Origin of the sequence: Pseudomonas sp. UMAB-08, assembly GCF_900095225.1 — a bacterium.
Taxonomy (GTDB): domain Bacteria; phylum Pseudomonadota; class Gammaproteobacteria; order Pseudomonadales; family Pseudomonadaceae; genus Aquipseudomonas.
In genome coordinates this window covers 443,405-461,051 of the sequence record NZ_LT607415.1, presented here as the reverse complement: position 1 = coordinate 461,051, position 17,647 = coordinate 443,405, and the positions used below count along the sequence as shown (strand labels likewise).

Genomic DNA, 17,647 nt, shown 5'->3' with positions numbered 1-17,647 from the left:
ATTTGGTGGAGCTAAACGGGATCGAACCGTTGACCTCTTGCATGCCATGCAAGCGCTCTCCCAGCTGAGCTATAGCCCCACGTTGTGGACGGGGCGCATATTAAGCGCGACCTCGGAACCTGTCAAATATATTTTCAACAAATTCCAATATTTTTCGTCGGCATAACAATCACTTACCGCCCAACCCCCGTAAATCCGGGGGCGCAACGGCCACTGTGCGCCCTACTCCAGGCAGACACAATGACCAACAACGCCTGGCAAGCGTGTCAGGCAATGGCGCCCAACAGCTTTTCCCATTCCTTGTTTTCTTTCTTCGATACGCCGCCAAGCAAGTCGATAGCCTGACGCAGACGGAAGCGTGTCAGGTCCGGACCGAGAATTTCCATCGCATCGAGGACCGAGACCGAACTGGCCTGACCCGTGATTGCAGCGAACATCAGCGGCATGGCGTCGCGCAGTTTGAGCTCCAGGTGCTCGACCACGGCCTGAATGCAGCCTGTAATCGGATCTTTTTCCCACTGGCGCAGAGTTTCCAGCTTCCACAGAATCAACTGCATCAACTGCCGAACCTGATCGGGCGACAGCTTTTTGTGCTCGAACAGTTTGGCATCCAGCTGCAAGCCACCGGCGAAGAAGAAACCGGCCAACGGCGCGACCTGACTAAAGGTTTCTACGCGTCCCTGGACGTGAGGGGCGATTTTCATCATGTACTCGGGGTTCAGCGCCCAATTCTGCACACGACGGGCAAACTCTTCGACCGGCAACTCGCGCAGCCATTGGCCGTTGAGCCAGGATAGCTTCTCGATATCGAAAATCGGCCCGCCCAGGGAAACACGCGACAGGTCGAAATGCTCGACCATTTCTTCCAGCGAGAACTTCTCGCGCTCGTCCGGCATCGACCAGCCCATGCGACCCAGGTAGTTGAGCATGGCTTCAGGCATGAAACCCATACGCTCGTAGAACGTCACCGAAGTCGGGTTCTTGCGCTTGGACAGCTTGCTCTTGTCCGGATTACGCAGCAGCGGCATGTAGCACAGCTCCGGCTGATCCCAACCGAAATACTCGTACAGCAGGATCAGTTTAGGTGCAGACGGCAGCCACTCTTCACCGCGCAGAACATGGGTGATACCCATCAGATGGTCGTCGACGACGTTGGCCAGAAAGTAGGTCGGCAGCCCATCGGTCTTCATCAACACTTGCATGTCCATGCGATCCCACGGGATCTCGACGTCGCCACGCAGCATGTCCGGCACCACGCAAACGCCTTCGCTTGGCACTTTCATGCGGATCACATGAGGCTCGCCAGCGTCCAGACGACGCTGAACCTCTTCCTTCGACAGCAACAATGCACGGCCGTCGTAGCGCGGGGTTTCGCCCCGGGCCATCTGCTCGGCACGCATCTGATCGAGCTCTTCCGCGGTGCAGAAGCACGGGAACGCGTAGCCCATCTCGACCAGTTGCTTGGAATACTTCTGGTAAATGTCGCCCCGCTCACTCTGCCGATACGGGCCGTGAGGACCACCGACATCCGGGCCTTCGCTCCACTCGATTCCCAACCAGCGCAACGCATCGAAAATCTGCTGTTCAGACTCACGTGTCGAGCGCACTTGGTCAGTGTCTTCGATGCGCAGGATGAACTCGCCACCGTGTTGCTTGGCAAAGCAATAATTGAACAATGCGATATAGGCAGTGCCAACGTGGGGGTCGCCAGTGGGCGATGGCGCGATGCGGGTGCGGACGGTGGTCATGAAAGATCTCGAATAGGTCGAACAAGCGTCGAATCTTAACAGGCGCACCCCCCATGGCTCCAGCGCAGGGGCGCAATCAACGTACGGCCGAGCGCCTGCATGCCCCATAGAAGGTATATACAAGGCATAACGGACTAAATGAATACCCAAACATCACCCTCAGTCATTATTCAGGCATGTGGCTATGTGCCAGAATTAAACACTGATAAGTTTGCTTACATTTCAACTAATTCAGAACGCCCATGCCCGCCCAACTTAAACGCCGTTTGTACGTCTTCTTCACGATTGCCCTACTGATCGCCCTCGCTTTTTTTGCCCAGTGGTACTTCAAGGGCCGCTTCTATGAAACCACCGACAACGCCTATGTGCAGGGCGAAATCACCCGGATTTCCAGCCAGTTGGCCGCGCGCGTCGATGAAGTCCTGGTCCAGGACAACCAGCACGTCGAAAAAGGCCAACTGCTGGTGAAGCTGGACGCCGCTGACTTCCACCTGGCCGTTGACCGGGCGAAGGCCATGCTCGATACCCGTGAAGCGGAGCGGATTCAGGCAAACAGCAAGTTGACCCAGCAAGCCAGCATGATTGCGTCCGCCGAAGCCCAAGTGGCAGCCAGTCAAGCAACCTTCGGCCGCACACAAATCGATTTGAATCGCGCAGAGACTTTGCGCAAACCCGGCTACATTTCCGAAGAGCGCGTCACCACCCTGTCTGCCGACAGTCATATCGCACGCTCGCAGGTCACCAAGGCCCAGGCCGAGGTACAAGGCCAGCGGCAACAGGTCGTCGCCCTCTCGGCGGAAATCAAACGCCTCGACGCGCAGATCGCCAACGCCCGCACCGACCTTGCTCAAGCTGAACTCAATCTGCGACGCAGCGAGATTCGCGCGCCACTCAGCGGAATGATCGGCCAACGCGGGGCGCGCAATGGCCAGTATGTACAGGTCGGTGCGTACCTGCTGTCGATCGTGCCGGATGAAGACATCTGGATTCAGGCCAACTTCAAGGAAACCCAGATAGGCCATATGGCGCCAGGGCAAGCGGCCGAACTGATTTTCGACGCCTATTCCGATACCCCGATCAATGCCAGGGTCGAAAGCCTGTTCGCCGCCTCTGGTGCGCAATTCAGCCTGCTGCCGCCGGACAACGCCACCGGCAACTTCACCAAGGTGGTACAGCGTATTCCAGTGAAGCTGACGTTTGCCGCCGATAACCCGTTGCACGGCAAAATCCGTCCCGGCATGTCGGTGACGGTCAAGGTCAACATCAAGGCAAACGGCGCTGACAGTGGCCGGTGATCAACTGATCCGCCCCGCTGGCGAGCCAAGCCGACGGGACTGGATCGCGGTCATGAGCGTGATGCTGGGCGCCTTTATGGCGGTGCTGGACATCCAGATCACCAACTCTTCGCTCAAGGACATTCAGGGCGCGCTGTCGGCAACCCTCGAAGAAGGCTCGTGGATTTCCACCTCGTACCTGGTGGCGGAAATCATCATGATTCCGCTCACCGCCTGGCTGGTGCAGTTGCTCTCGGCGCGACGCCTGGCGGTCTGGGTTTCGGGCGGGTTTCTGCTGTCCTCCATGCTCTGTTCCATGGCCTGGAGTCTGGACAGCATGATCGTGTTCCGCGCCTTGCAGGGCTTCACCGGTGGCGCGCTGATCCCGCTGGCGTTCACCATGACCCTGATCAAACTGCCCGAACATCATCGCGCCAAAGGGATGGCCCTGTTTGCGATGACAGCGACATTCGCGCCCTCGATCGGCCCGACGCTGGGCGGCTGGCTGACAGAGAACTATGGCTGGCAGTACATTTTCTACATCAACATACCGCCCGGCCTGCTGATGATCGCCGGCTTGCTCTACGGCCTCGAAAAGAAAGCTTCGCACTGGGAACTGCTGAAAAGCACCGACTACGCGGGCATCGTCACCCTGGGGGTCGGCCTGGGCTGCCTGCAGGTGTTTCTGGAGGAAGGTCACCGCAAGGACTGGCTCGAATCCCACCTGATTGTCAGCCTGGGCAGCATCGCCCTGGTCAGCCTGATCACTTTTGTGATTCTGCAACTGTCAAAACCAGAGCCACTGATCAACCTGCGTATTTTAGGCGAGCGCAATTTTGGCCTGTCGAGTATCTCCAGCGTGGGGATGGGTGTGGGTTTGTACGGCTCGATTTATCTGTTGCCGCTGTACCTCGCGCAAATTCAAGGCTACAACGCGCAGCAGATCGGCGAAGTGATCATGTGGATGGGCGTTCCACAGTTGTTTTTGATCCCGCTGGTGCCGCAACTGATGAAAGTGATACCGCCGAAGCTACTGTGCGCCATCGGTTTCGGGCTGTTCGGGTTTGCCAGCTTCGCGTCTGGAGCGCTCAACCTGGACTTCGCCGGGCCGCAACTCAATCAGATCCAGATCGTGCGCGCCCTCGGCCAACCGATGATCATGGTTACCATCTCGTTGATCGCCACCGTCTATATCCAGCCGAAAGACGCGGGCTCAGCGTCGAGCCTGTTCAACATCCTGCGAAACCTGGGAGGCGCCGTTGGCATCGCCCTGCTCTCCACCCTGCTTGATGCCAGGACCAAGACCTATTTCGACTATTTGCGCGAAGCCATTGTCCCGAGCAACCCGCAGGTCGCTGAGCGCATGGCCTTGCTCACCGACAAGCTGGGCAACGAACAAGCCGCCCTGGGCAGGCTCAGCGAGATCACGCACCAGCAGGCATCCATCATGGCCTACAACGACGCCTTCCATTTCGTCGGTATCGCACTAGGGATCAGCATGATCGCCGTGTTGCTGACCAAAGCGCTCCCTGTTGGGGTCAAGGGCGGGGCTGCGCATTAAAGAGTGCCAGCGTCTGCACTGACCCTTTCGCGAATGAGTTCGCGATTACGTTAGTTCAGGCACCCAACAAACCGGGCAACATCAAACCGTCAACAACCGCTCACGCAGCTTGCCGATCTCGTCACGCATCTGTGCCGCAGCCTCGAACTCGAGGTCGCGGGCCAGTTGGTACATCTTCTCTTCCAATTGACGAATACGCTTGCCGATCTCGCCCGGCGAGCGCAACTCAGCTTCGTACTTGGCGTTCTCTTCGGCGGCCTTGGCCATGCCTTTGCGCTTCTTGCTGCGCGAACCTGGCACGACGGCGCCTTCCATGATGTCAGCAACGTCCTTGAACACGCCTTTAGGGGTGATGCCGTGCTCCAGGTTGTAAGCAATCTGCTTGTCCCGACGACGGTCGGTTTCGCCAATCGCCCGCTCCATCGAGCCGGTAATGCGGTCGGCGTACAAAATCGCCCGGCCGTTGAGGTTACGCGCAGCACGGCCAATGGTCTGAATCAGCGAACGCTCTGAACGCAGGAAGCCTTCTTTATCAGCGTCGAGAATCGCCACCAGCGAGACTTCAGGCATGTCCAGGCCTTCGCGCAGCAGGTTGATGCCCACTAGCACATCGAACGTACCCAAGCGCAGGTCGCGGATGATTTCGACTCGCTCCACGGTTTCGATATCCGAGTGCAGGTAACGCACCCGAACGCCATGATCGGCCAGGTAATCGGTCAGGTCTTCGGACATGCGCTTGGTCAAGGTAGTGACCAACACCCGCTCACCCACGGCCACACGCTTGCCGATCTCTGACAGCAGGTCATCAACTTGAGTCAGCGCCGGACGAATCTCGATCTGCGGGTCGACCAGACCGGTAGGTCGCACCAACTGCTCAATCACCCGACCGGCATGCTCAGCCTCATAGTTGCCGGGGGTGGCCGAGACAAAAATCGTCTGCGGGCTGACGCGTTCCCACTCATCGAAGCGCATCGGCCGGTTATCCAGAGCCGACGGCAGACGGAAGCCGTACTCGACCAGGGTTTCCTTACGTGAGCGGTCGCCCTTATACATCGCACCCACCTGCGGCACGCTGACGTGGGACTCGTCGATCACCAGCAATGCATCGGCCGGCAAGTAGTCATACAACGTCGGCGGCGGCGCACCGGAAGGTCGTCCAGACAGGTAGCGCGAGTAGTTTTCGATGCCGTTGCAGTAGCCAAGTTCCAGAATCATTTCCAGATCGAAACGGGTGCGCTGCTCCAGCCGTTGCGCTTCCACCAGCTTGTTATTGCTGCGCAGGTACTCCAGCCGTTCCTGAAGCTCGACCTTGATGCCTTCCATCGCATCCAGCAGCGTTTCGCGCGGCGTCACGTAATGACTCTTCGGATAGAACGTGAAGCGCGGCAGTTTGCGAATCACTGCGCCCGTCAGCGGGTCAAAGGCAGAAATGTTCTCGACCTCATCGTCGAACAACTCGATGCGGATCGCTTCAAAGTCCGACTCAGCCGGATGGATGTCGATCACGTCTCCGCGCACGCGAAATGTCGCACGAGCAAAGTCCACGTCGTTGCGGGTGTATTGCAAATCAGCCAGACGCCGAAGCAGCTCGCGTTGATCGAGTCTGTCACCGCGATCGACGTGCAGCACCATCTTCAAATACGTCTCGGGACTGCCCAAGCCGTAGATGCACGACACCGTGGTGACGATGATCGCGTCCTTGCGCTCCAGCAACGCCTTGGTCGCCGACAACCGCATCTGTTCGATATGGTCGTTGATCGAAGCATCCTTCTCGATGAACGTATCCGACGACGGCACGTACGCTTCTGGCTGGTAGTAATCGTAGTAAGAGACGAAATACTCGACTGCGTTGTTCGGAAAGAACGCCTTGAACTCACCGTACAACTGCGCCGCCAGGGTTTTGTTCGGCGCCAGCACCAGGGTCGGACGCTGCACTTGCGCGATCACGTTGGCGATGCTGAAGGTCTTGCCCGAACCGGTTACGCCGAGCAATGTCTGGTGCGCCAGCCCGGCCTCGATCCCTTCGACCATCAAGCGAATAGCTTCCGGCTGATCACCGGCTGGCTGGAAACGGGTTACGAGCTCAAACTCAGACATACGTTACCTCTGGGTTCATTCCGGCCTGCAAAACAGCGCTGAAACGAGAAAACCGCGAACGACCGATGCCGTCGGGAAAAGACGTGAAGACACTACAAATGGAGTCAAAGATGTCACCTTTCAAGCACCCCATCCTACAAGCCCGAAACAATTGCCGTTGCAATTTGACTGACGGTCGAAAAATAAATGTGGAAAACCCTAAAAAACCCTGAAAAACGCGCTCCAACCTGTCGCAGCGCTGAACGATGCTCTCTATACTAGGTCCCCGTTTGCGCACCGCTCTAGTGCACTCGGCCGGAGCGTTGTACCTCTTCAATCCTCCATTCAGAGCTGCCGTAAAAATGAGCCTGTTCTCCGCTGTCGAAATGGCACCACGCGATCCAATCCTGGGCCTCAACGAAGCATTCAACGCCGATACCCGTACCTTTAAGGTCAACCTGGGGGTCGGGGTGTACTGCAACGAAGAGGGGCGAATTCCACTCCTGCGTGCCGTCGCCGAAGCCGAGAGCATTCGCGTGGCTCAACACGTCGCACGCGGTTACTTGCCGATCGATGGCATTGCCGCTTACGACCTGGCCGTGCAAAAACTGCTGTTCGGTGCCGAGTCGCCGCTGCTGGATTCCGGGCGTGCCCTGACCGTCCAGGCTGTAGGCGGTACCGGTGCATTGAAAATCGGCGCCGACTTCCTCAAGCAGCTCAAGCCCGACGCGGTCGTGGCCATCAGCGATCCAAGCTGGGAAAACCACCGTGCGCTGTTCGAGACCGCTGGTTTCCCGGTTCAGAACTACCGTTATTATGATGCGACCAGCCATGACGTGAACCGTTCAGGCATGCTCGAAGATTTGCAGAACCTGCCATCAGGTTCGATCGTGGTCCTGCACGCCTGCTGCCATAACCCGACGGGTGTCGACCTGAGCCCTGAGGACTGGAAAAATGTCCTCGACGTGCTCAAAGCCAAGGGCCACGTGCCGTTTCTGGACATGGCGTACCAAGGCTTCGGCGACGGCATCGAAGAGGACGCCGCCGCAGTGCGTCTGTTTGCCGAGTCGGGCCTGACCTTTTTCGCCTCCAGCTCGTTCTCCAAATCGTTCTCGCTGTATGGCGAACGCGTTGGCGCGTTGTCGATCGTCACTGAATCGAAAGACGAAACCGCACGGGTTCTGTCTCAGGTCAAACGCGTGATCCGCACCAACTACTCCAACCCGCCGACCCACGGCGCAACCATCGTCGCTGCGGTGCTCAACAACCCTGAACTGCGCGAGATGTGGGAGCAGGAACTGGGCGAAATGCGTCTGCGGATTCGCGGCATGCGTCAGGCCATGGTCGAGAAACTGGCAGCCCAGACCGACCACGACTTCAGCTTCGTCGGTCGTCAACGCGGCATGTTCTCCTACTCCGGGCTGACCACCGAACAGGTTCATCGCCTGCGCAACGAATTCGGCATCTACGCCCTCGACACGGGCCGGATCTGCGTTGCCGCACTGAACCAGAGCAACATCGACGTCGTGACCAAGGCGATTGTTCAGGTGATCTGACGGTCGTTGGCGGTACGCAAAGGGGAGTCAGCGTGAGCTGACTCCCCTTTTTATTTAAGCCAGCCCCCCCGTCAAAGGCACGCGATTTACTGCGCTTTTTTGCGATACGCCATCGAATCATCAATCCGCTTGAGGATGTAATCCCCCGCTGCCACGGGTGGGTACAGGCTCGATGCCGAATCGATACCCAGATCACAGGGATCGACCACCGCGCTGTAGGTAGGGTCGTAAAAGGTCGCGATGGAATAGCGTTCATGACCTGATTTATTGATCACTCGATGCAAGGTCGAGCGGAACCGGTTATTGGACCAATGCGCCAGCAGGTCGCCGACGTTGACCACCAGACTGCCGGCGATCGGCGTGGCGTCGATCCAGCGGTTAGAGCCCAACTCACGCACCTGCAAGCCCCCGCTGTTGTCCTGATACAGCAACGTAATGCAGCCATAATCCGTGTGCGGTGCAACCCCGAACTGATCGGCTTCGGCCATCGGCGGATGGGGTGGGTAATACACCATCTGGGTCCGTTGCAGCGGTGTGTGGTACTTGCTGCTGAAGAAATCTTGTTCGATGCCCAGACCCGCCGCCACCGCCTTCAACAGATCGGCCCCGGCCTTGCCGATTTCGACGTAATACTCAGCCAGCACAGTGCGCAGCTCCGGCATAAATGCCGGCCATTGATTCGGTCCGCGCAACGCTTCTCCAGCCACCACACACGGGTCGTCTTCGGGCAGCTCCAGCCCGATGCTGAAGAACTCCTTGAAATCAGGCTTGGTCGCCTCATACATGGTCGCCCCGCCCAACGCATGCCAGCCACGGTGCCGCTTATTCACCGCCACCTGACGCTTGGTCTCGGCCGGGTAGGCAAAGAACTGCGCTGCCGCCGCCATCGCCCGGTCAATCACGTCCTGCGGCACACCGTGATTGATGATGTAGAAAAAGCCGATTTCGCTGCAGGCCACGCGAATGGCATCACCGGCCCGGCGAATACTCGCCTGGTCACCTTCGCGAACACCGGACATATCGATCAAGGGCAGATTAGCGCTAGAGGTCATGCTCGCTCCTGTTTATAGGGGTTATACCGAGCTGGAATGGAGGGATCAATCGCACAGCGGAACGCGCGGTATATACAGGTGCAAGCATTTACTGTGCCGCCGACATTGTCCTTTTCGGCAAACCCTCATGCTCATGCTCACGCTCACCGCTTGTTTTTCTGACAATCAACTTCGGCTTGTCATCCGCAATTGCCTGGTTTCCCTTCGCCCCATCAGTGGGCGGAACGACCTCAATGGGTGCAACTTTCGGTGACAGTCTCTGCCAGGAATACCCGAGAAATCCTGTTTGATTCTGTAAACACAGGCTCAGGAACGACCCTCATGATGTGCAATTGGCGCATTGGCCTGCATCTTGCCTTACCTGTATAGACAGGATCATATAGCTATATATGCGCCTTCACCGACTCAGGAGCGTGCATGCGTCGCTATCATTCAGGCCCGGACTTCCGTCGCGCACACAGCATTGCCGAACTGGCATCGATGGCACGCCAACGGCTGCCGCACTTCGCCTGGGAATACCTGGAAGGCGGTGCCGAAGAGGAACTGACCCTCAAGCGCAACCGTCAAGCCTTCGCCGACATCAGCCTGCTGCCGCACACCCTGATCCCCTGCACTGCCGCGCGCACCCAACGCTCGCTGCTGGGCACAACCTTGCCACTGCCTTTGGCCATCGGCCCGACTGGCTACAACGGCATGCTCTACCGCGATGCCGACATACACCTGGCGCGGGCCGCCACTGAGCGTGGCCTGCCCTTTACCCTCAGCACCGTGTCCACCAGCTCGTTGGAACAAATAGTCGCCGCAGTCCCTGAGGTCAATCTGTGGTTCCAGTTGTACTGCCTGCGTGACCCTCAAGTGCAACAAGACCTGTTGCAGCGCGCCACTGCCGTTGGCTGCAAAACGCTGCTGCTGACCAGCGATGCCGTGTTGCTGGGCAATCGCGAGTGGGACAAGCGCAATTTCGTCCGCCCACGCCAACTGAGCCTGCGCAACACGCTCAATGTACTGCGTCATCCGCGCTGGATGAAGCAGACGTTATGGCCACACGGCTTGCCGAACCTGGCCAATATCGAACGCTATCTGCCCGCCGAACACCGCACCGTCGAAGGTGCCGCGCACTTTATCGGTTCGCAGATGGACACCGGGCTTGATTGGGATGCCTTGGCGAGACTGCGGGATCGTTGGCCTCAACACCTGCTGCTCAAAGGCGTGCTGCATCCGGCAGATGCCGAAAAAGCCATCGCCCTGGGACTCGACGGGCTGGTGATCAGTAACCATGGTGGCCGCCAACTCGATGGTGTGCCCGCCAGCATTGAATGCTTGCCAGCGATTGCCGCCGTGGCCAAAGGCAAGCTGGCGTTGCTGCTCGACAGTGGAATCCGCCGCGGCACCGACATTCTAAAGGCCTGCGCGCTGGGTGCCGATGCGGTTCTGCTGGGACGCGCTACCTTGTATGGAGTGGCCGTCGGCGGTCAGGCCGGTGCCGGGCATGCCCTCGATCTGCTGACACAGGAGTTACGTCTGGCCCTGTCCTTGCTCGGCCAACCGGACTTGAGCCAGCTCGACAGTCGCCGGTTGCGCCTGAATCCTCTTTCTTCTTTTACCGTGAGCTAGGCCAATGCCTCATCTACAACAGACCCTCGAGCAATTGTGTGCAGCATTGGGTGACACGGCGGTAGTCACGGGCGCCGCGATCAATCAACGGCACTACAGCGACTGGACCGGACACGCACCTGCCTGTCCGGCGGCGGTGTTATTGCCAAGAAGCACCGAGGACGTCGCCGCCGCCTTGCGCATCTGCAACGCAGCACGGCAAACGATCGTGCCTCAAGGGGGAATGACCGGACTGGCTGGCGGCGCGGTGCCTCGGGAAACCGACATCGCCCTGTCACTGGAGCGGATGCGCGGCATTGAAGAAATCGACCCCGCCGCCGCCACCATCAGTGTCTGGGCGGGCACCACGCTGCAAGAGATTCAGCACGCGGCGCTCGACGCAGGCTTTCTATTCCCTCTGGACCTGGGTGCCCGAGGCTCATGCCAGATCGGTGGCAATATCGCGACCAACGCGGGTGGCAATGCGGTGATCCGCTATGGCATGACCCGAGACCTGGTGCTCGGCCTGGAAGTGGTTTTGGCCGATGGCCGCGTGCTCAATCTGCTGAACAAAATGATCAAGAACAACTGTGGTTATGACCTGAAACAGTGCTTCATCGGCAGCGAAGGCACCCTTGGGGTGATCACCCGCGCCATCTTGAAGCTCGCGCCATTACCCGGTGAAACCACGACCCTGCTGTGCGCCCTGCCCGACTACGCCAGCGCGGTGAGCCTGCTGCGGCGTGTGCAACGCAGCGTCGGCACACCGCAAGCCTATGAGCTGATGTGGCAGGATTTCTTCCGCCTGGGCGTTTCCTGGCTGGAAAATCCGGTAGCACCGATATCGCAGGATTATCCACTGTACGTATTGCTGGAATCCGCCGCCCCCCGCGAGCGGCTGGAGCAGGCCCTGGAAGATGCCATCAACGCTGGCGAAGTGGTGGATGCAGTGCTGGCCAGTTCACAGACCCAAGCCCGCGCACTGTGGAAGATTCGCGAAGCGACCGGTGAATTTCCGTTGCGCATGACGCCATTGAATTTCGACGTGAGTCTGCCCATTGGCCAGATCGGCGACTTCGCCGAGCTGTGTCGTCAGCGCCTTGAGCAACGCTGGCCGGGTAACCGCAGCGTGTACTTCGGTCACATCGGTGACAGCAACCTGCACCTGACCGTGGACTGCGATTCGTTGCCACAGCCAGCACCTGTCCTTGAGATTGAGGAACTGGTCTATACCGCCATCGGTGAGTTGGGCGGATCGGTGTCCGCTGAACATGGCATCGGCCTGCTCAAGCGCGAATTTCTTCATCACTCGGTCAGCCATGAAGCGCGCCAGGCGATGCAGCAACTCAAGGATTGCTATGACCCCAACGGCATTCTCAATCCAGGGAAAATACTCGGCTGAAGCTCCTCTCAGGTTGTACATACAGGTATGGCACGCTAACTGCACTGGGCAATAGGCAAGAACCCATTGAGTCACCCGCAAGAACCCTTAGCAACAATCATAAAAATCAACACCGCAGCCAACACAAGAACCGACACAAACCACCAGCGTTCACTGCATCTGATGAAGGAGTTACCCCATGCAACTCGATTCTCTGTTCAGTAAGACATTCAACGGCCTGTGCGTCGCCATGGCCCTGGCCGTTGCTCCCCTGGCGGCGCATGCCGATCAACTGGCCGATGTGAAAAAAGCCGGTGAGCTGGTTGTGGGCACCGAACTGCAATTTGCACCGTTCGACTTCACCGACAACGGCAAACAGAAAGGTCTGAACGCCGAAGTGTTCGAACAACTGGGCAAAGAACTGGGGGTCAAGATCAAGTTCCTCGACCTGCCATGGCCGAGCGTATTGCCAGGGCTGGAAGCGAAGAAATTCGACGTGGTCGCTGGCCCTATTATCGTCACCAAGGCGCGCAAAGAGCGCTACCACTTCGTGATGCCGATCGCCGAAGCGACCGTAGCGCTGATGATTGGCGCCAAAGACGAGACCATCAAAAAGCCTGAAGATATCTCTGGCAAGACCGTCGGCGCAGGCAAAGGATCGGCGCAGCTCGAAGAGCTCAAATCCTTCGCCGCGACCCTGCCGGAGAAAGTCACGATCCGCGAGTACGTCGACAACAACCAGGCCTATGCCGACCTGGCGGCCAAGCGCATCGTCGCAGTGGCCAACTCCCTGCCGAACATTTCCTATGTCGCGGCCGAGAAATCAAACTTGTACAAAGTGGTCATGCCGCCGTTCGGCAAGAAATCCTACTTTGCCTACCTGGGACGCAAGGATGACGACGCCAACAGCCTGATCGCCGCCCTCAACGCCGCCATGCTGAAAATGCATGAAGACGGTCGCCTCGCCAGCCTGCAGAAAAAATGGCTCGGGGCCGAAATGGACGTGCCTAAAGCTGACTTCGACCCAACCTGGTAAACCGCTTTAGCGGGTTGGATCAACGGATCGCCGGCTCAACCGGGCCGGCGATCATCGAGGGTGGAGTCACGACGATGTTCGATTGGCCTTTACTGCTGCAAAACCTGCCGTTGCTGCTGAGCAGCCTGCTGGTGACCCTTGAGGTTTCGGTCGCGGCATTGGTTTTTGGTTTTGTCATCGGCGTTATCGTCGGCAGCTTGCGGTTGTCACCCGTGCCGCTGTTAAGACGTCTGGGTGGCGCCTATATATTCGTGTTCCGCGGCATTCCGCTGCTGGTGCAATTGCTGTTTATCTATTACTTCCTGCCGCGCATTGGCCTGCCGAACGTCTCGCCCATGGTGGCGGCAGTGATCGGCCTGTCGCTGGCGGCCGGGGCCTATATAGCTGAAATCATGCGCGGTGGTTTTCTCGCCATTCCCGGCGGGCAACTGGAAGCCGCCGGCCTGCTGGGCATGAGCGCAGGGCAAATGCTGGTGCGCATTCGCGTGCCTCAAGCCGTGCGCCTGACCCTGCCGGCGCTGGTCAATGAAATGATTCTGCTGATCAAGGCGTCGTCGCTGGTATCCGTAGTGGGTCTGGCCGACCTGACCCGTACCGCACAGAACATAGCGGCCAGTGACTACATGTTCGTTCAGGACTACCTGATGCTGGCTGGTTTTTACTGCCTGATCAACATTCCGCTGGCGTTTTGTGGTGGCCTGCTGGAGCGTCATCTGAAGGAGCGAGCCCTATGATTTTCGACCCCAGGATCATCACCGAGCACCTCGGTGACATCGGCCAGGGTTTCATGGTCACCCTCGGCACCTGGTCTGCCGGTGTCGCTCTCGGGCTCATACTCGGCATGCTGATCGCCGTCGCGCAGCTGTTCGGCAACACCCTGGTTCGCGCGCCGCTGCGGGTGTTCATTGAGGTGATTCGAAGTACGCCGTTTCTGGTCCAGCTTTTTCTGGTGTATTACGGCGGGCCGTCTTTTGGCCTCAGCCTGGAGCCCATCCCGGCCGGCATCCTCGGCCTGGGCATCTATGGCAGTGTTTATTTCGCCGAGATTTTTCGCACCGGTTTTGAGTCCGTGGCCCGTGGCCAACTGGAGGCGGCCGACTGCCTGGGCATCAGCCGCCTGCAATGCATCACGCGCATTCAGATTCCGCAAATGCTGGTGATCATCCTCCCGGCACTGGTCAATCTGGTGACCATCCTGTGCAAGGAAACCGCCGTGCTGTCGATCATCACCATCCCCGAACTGACCATGGTCCTGACCGGCATCGGCTCGGAAACCTTCGCCTTTGTCGAAACCCTGCTGGTGCTGTGCATCGGCTACCTGCTACTGGTGGAAGCGTGCTCACGGCTGGGCATGCTGCTTGAAGTGCGGGTCGGGCGTTTCATGCAGAAGCAGCCACGATGAACGACGCCCTCCGCCCCGTCACAGGCCCGCGCCCGGCACCCACGACGGCAATCCCGACCGCCACGCACTTACCCGCATTGCAAGAATCAGGTGAAGCGATGAAAACTCCCGAAGCACTCTCCGACAACCGCGAGCCTATGCTGAAACTGCACAGCGTCGGCAAAAGTTTCGGCCCGTTGCGCGTACTCAAGGGCATCGACTTGCAAGTCCGGCACTCAGAAGTGGTGTGCCTGATCGGCCCGTCCGGTTCGGGTAAAAGTACCCTGCTGCGCAGCATGGCGTTTCTCGAAGAATACGACGAAGGCGAGATTTACATCGAAGGCAAACTGCTCGGCTGGGTGCCAGACAACGGCAAGGGCCGCAAACGCGCCGCGCAATCCCAAATCAATATGGTGCGGCGCAATGTCGGCATGGTCTTTCAGCAATTCAACCTGTGGCCGCACATGACCGCGCTGGGCAACGTCAGTGAAGCGTTGCTGCGCGTGCGTAAACTGTCTGCCGCCGATGCGCGGCAACGGGCCATGGCGATGCTCGATAAAGTTGGCCTCGCCCACAAGGCGGATGCTTATCCAGCCCAGCTTTCCGGTGGTCAGCAACAGCGTGTGGCGATTGCCCGAGCACTGGCCATGGAGCCGCACATCATGCTGTTCGATGAGCCGACCTCGGCCCTCGACCCGGAGCTGGTCGGCGAGGTGCTGCAAGTCATGAAAACCCTGGCCAAAGAAGGCATGACCATGGTCGTGGTCACCCATGAAATGGGCTTCGCCGCGCAAGTGGCCGACTCGGTGGTGTTTCTCGATCAGGGGGAAGTCGTCGCGCGCGGCACGCCGCACGAGATATTTCATAACGCCGAACACCCGCGTCTACAGCAGTTCCTGCAGAACTACCTGGACCGCAACGCGTTCTGGCAGGACAGCAAAGAAGTGAGCCCGGCATGAGCGCGTCCGATTTGAACCTGCTGGCTCGCGCCGAAGTGCGCGACCTTGCCAGCTACAACGCAGGCCTCAGCTCGGAGGCGGTGCGCAAACGCTTTGGCCTGACCCGCGTCGCCAAACTCGGCAGCAATGAAAATCCGCTCGGTCCGGCCCCCGCCGTGGCCGCCGCCATGGCCCAGGCGTGCAGCGAAATTGCCCTGTACCCGGACGCCAACTGCCTGGTGTTACGCACCGCCCTCTCGAAAAAGCTCGGGGTGCTGGGTAATCAATTGGTGTTCGGCAATGGCTCGGAGGATCTCCTGAGTATCGTCAGCCGAGTGTTTCTCGACCATGGCGATGAAGTGGTGACTGTGGTGCCGTCCTTCGGTCTGCACTTCATCTATCCGATGGCCGCAGGCGCCCAGGTTGTGGGCGTACCGATGACCGCCGACGGTGCCTTCGACGTAGCGTCGATGATTGCAGCACTGACGCCGCGTACGCGTTTGCTGATGTTTTCCTGCCCGTCCAACCCGGTCGGCAGCACCCTCAACGCCAATGAACTGCAACAACTGCTCACGGCATTGCCTGCGCACTGTTTACTGGTGTTCGACGAAGCCTATTACGAATACGCGCAACATGAAGCCGAGTACCCGGACTGCCTGGGCCTGATCCAGGACAGCGCTAAACCGTTCATTTTGCTGCGTACCTTTTCCAAAGCCTACTCGCTGGCAGGCCTGCGCATCGGGTACGGTATCGTCAGTGATCCCGTGTTGGCAGACCTGATTGATCGCCTGCGCACGCCTTTCAATATCAACCGCGTGGCCCAGGCTGCGGCGGTTGCGGCATTGGCCGATGATGAGCACCTGCACGCCACCCTCGAACATGTCGCCCGCGAACGTCGCCGGATGGCCATTGCGCTACAGGGTTTGGGCATCGTCAGTGTGCCGTCGATGGCCAACTTCCTGTTTTTCTCCACGCCCCTCGCAGCCGAGACCGTCAACCAGGCGCTGTTACGCCTGGGCGTGATCATCAAACCCTGGCGTGAGGCCGGGCATACCCGGTATTTGCGAGTATCCGTCGGCAGTCGTGAGGATAACGATCTGTTTCTTGAGGCGTTGGCAAGCGTCCTCACCCAACAGCACGTGCGGAGCGCCTGATGATAAAAGCCGCACCGCAGGCCCTCTACCAGCGAGCGAAGGACTTTGTGCAAGGCAAACTTCGCTCTGGCGAATGGAAGCCCGGCGAATTGATTCCTTCGGAAAACCGGCTGGTGCAAGAGCTGAGCATGTCGCGCATGACCGTCAACCGGGCGTTGCGAGAATTGACCGGGGAAGGCCATCTGGTGCGGGTCTCAGGGGTCGGCACCTTTGTCGCCGAGAGCAAACCGCAATCGAACCTGCTGCGCATCACCAACATTGCTGACGAAATCATTGCCCGTGGCCATCGGTACTCCTGCCAGGTGCTGTATCTGGGTCGCGAAGCCGCCTCAATGGCCGTGGCTGCTGCCTTGGCGTTGTCCACCGGCACCTCGGTGTTTCACCTGCTGTGCGTGCACTGTGAAGAAGGCGTGCCGGTGCAACTGGAGGACCGTTACGTCAACCCCGAGCTGGCGCCCGAGTTTATTCAGCAAACATTCGGCGAACACCTGCAAGCGTCCCGGTACCTGCTGCAAGTGATCCACCCTGACGAGATGGAACACATCGTAGAAGCCAGCCATCCCAGCAACGATGAAAGCAAATACATGCAGATCGATGCCAGTGAGCCCTGCCTGGTGCTGATGCGTCGAACCTGGTGCGGCGGCAAGGTTGTCACTTACGTGCGTCTGGTTCATCCCTCATCACGCTATCGACTCGGCAGCCGCCTGCCGGTCAGCGGTGCTCACCGCGATAGCTGAGTGGCCCCACCGCTCACTGCACAAAACAATTCAGTCTTTTCAGGTGGCAGGTTCTCTAATCCCAACTAGCTTAACTGTTGCATCCACGGTGGTCAGAGGCTGCGGATGCGAAACCCGGCCCGTCCAGTTGTCGCGCCTCAATTGTGTATAGCGATTGAGT

At 58.9% G+C, this 17,647-nt stretch carries 14 protein-coding genes and 1 tRNA gene; 11 read left to right on the top strand and 4 right to left on the bottom strand.

All coding sequences use genetic code 11. The features are described from left to right. Nucleotides 1-3 precede the first annotated feature (3 nt). Nucleotides 4-79 (bottom strand) — tRNA-Ala (locus tag K0F75_RS05205). A 187-nt stretch (nt 80-266) separates the two neighbouring features. Beyond that, nucleotides 267-1,748 (bottom strand): glutamate--tRNA ligase, encoded by a 1,482-nt coding sequence (gene gltX, locus K0F75_RS05200; RefSeq protein ID WP_219060773.1) that lies wholly within the window; start codon nt 1,746-1,748, stop codon nt 267-269. Between the two features lie 242 nt (nt 1,749-1,990). Between gltX and K0F75_RS05195 the strand changes: the two genes are divergently transcribed. Beyond that, a complete protein-coding gene (locus K0F75_RS05195) occupies nt 1,991-3,043 on the top strand; it encodes an HlyD family secretion protein (protein ID WP_219060772.1) in 1,053 nt (350 codons plus the stop codon). Nucleotides 3,044-3,095: 52 nt separating this feature from the next. Beyond that, on the top strand, nt 3,096-4,583 hold the full coding sequence (locus K0F75_RS05190) for an MDR family MFS transporter (RefSeq protein WP_219060771.1): 1,488 nt from the start codon (nt 3,096-3,098) through the stop codon (nt 4,581-4,583). Between the two features lie 81 nt (nt 4,584-4,664). Here K0F75_RS05190 and uvrB read toward each other — a convergent pair whose 3' ends face one another. Then, entirely contained in the window at nt 4,665-6,680 is a 2,016-nt protein-coding gene (gene uvrB, locus K0F75_RS05185) for an excinuclease ABC subunit UvrB (protein ID WP_219060770.1), read from the bottom strand. Nucleotides 6,681-7,021: 341 nt separating this feature from the next. On the opposite strand from uvrB, the gene K0F75_RS05180 reads away from it, so the two are divergent. Beyond that, nucleotides 7,022-8,215 carry an amino acid aminotransferase gene (locus K0F75_RS05180; RefSeq protein WP_219060769.1) on the top strand — a complete coding sequence of 398 codons (1,194 nt, stop codon included), beginning with the start codon at nt 7,022-7,024 and terminating at the stop codon, nt 8,213-8,215. Between the two features lie 86 nt (nt 8,216-8,301). Here the strand turns inward: K0F75_RS05180 and K0F75_RS05175 are convergent, their stop codons facing one another. Beyond that, nucleotides 8,302-9,267: an isopenicillin N synthase family oxygenase gene (locus tag K0F75_RS05175; protein ID WP_219060768.1), complete on the bottom strand. Its 966-nt coding sequence runs from the start codon at nt 9,265-9,267 to the stop codon at nt 8,302-8,304. Between the two features lie 417 nt (nt 9,268-9,684). On the opposite strand from K0F75_RS05175, the gene K0F75_RS05170 reads away from it, so the two are divergent. From K0F75_RS05170 to hutC, 8 genes are all read left to right on the top strand, one after another. Further along, on the top strand, nt 9,685-10,881 hold the full coding sequence (locus K0F75_RS05170) for an alpha-hydroxy acid oxidase (RefSeq protein ID WP_219060767.1): 1,197 nt from the start codon (nt 9,685-9,687) through the stop codon (nt 10,879-10,881). 4 nt (nt 10,882-10,885) lie between these two features. After that, nucleotides 10,886-12,262 (top strand): FAD-binding oxidoreductase, encoded by a 1,377-nt coding sequence (locus K0F75_RS05165; RefSeq protein WP_219060766.1) that lies wholly within the window; start codon nt 10,886-10,888, stop codon nt 12,260-12,262. A gap of 178 nt (nt 12,263-12,440) precedes the next feature. Continuing rightward, the gene (locus K0F75_RS05160; protein WP_219060765.1) at nt 12,441-13,277 is read left to right on the top strand and encodes a transporter substrate-binding domain-containing protein; all 837 of its coding nucleotides are present in this window, start codon (nt 12,441-12,443) and stop codon (nt 13,275-13,277) included. A 74-nt stretch (nt 13,278-13,351) separates the two neighbouring features. Continuing rightward, nucleotides 13,352-14,011, top strand: a complete 660-nt coding sequence (locus K0F75_RS05155; protein ID WP_219060764.1) for an amino acid ABC transporter permease — start codon at nt 13,352-13,354, stop codon at nt 14,009-14,011. Next, nucleotides 14,008-14,679, top strand: a complete 672-nt coding sequence (locus K0F75_RS05150) for an amino acid ABC transporter permease (protein ID WP_219060763.1) — start codon at nt 14,008-14,010, stop codon at nt 14,677-14,679. Before K0F75_RS05155 ends, K0F75_RS05150 begins: the two co-directional genes overlap by 4 nt. Nucleotides 14,680-14,816: 137 nt before the next feature. Continuing rightward, a complete protein-coding gene (locus K0F75_RS05145) occupies nt 14,817-15,617 on the top strand; it encodes an amino acid ABC transporter ATP-binding protein (protein WP_219060861.1) in 801 nt (266 codons plus the stop codon). Continuing rightward, the gene (hisC, locus tag K0F75_RS05140; RefSeq protein WP_219060762.1) at nt 15,614-16,750 is read left to right on the top strand and encodes a histidinol-phosphate transaminase; all 1,137 of its coding nucleotides are present in this window, start codon (nt 15,614-15,616) and stop codon (nt 16,748-16,750) included. Before K0F75_RS05145 ends, hisC begins: the two co-directional genes overlap by 4 nt. Further along, nucleotides 16,750-17,487, top strand: a complete 738-nt coding sequence (gene hutC / locus K0F75_RS05135) for a histidine utilization repressor (RefSeq protein ID WP_219060761.1) — start codon at nt 16,750-16,752, stop codon at nt 17,485-17,487. Before hisC ends, hutC begins: the two co-directional genes overlap by 1 nt. Nucleotides 17,488-17,647 lie beyond the last annotated feature (160 nt).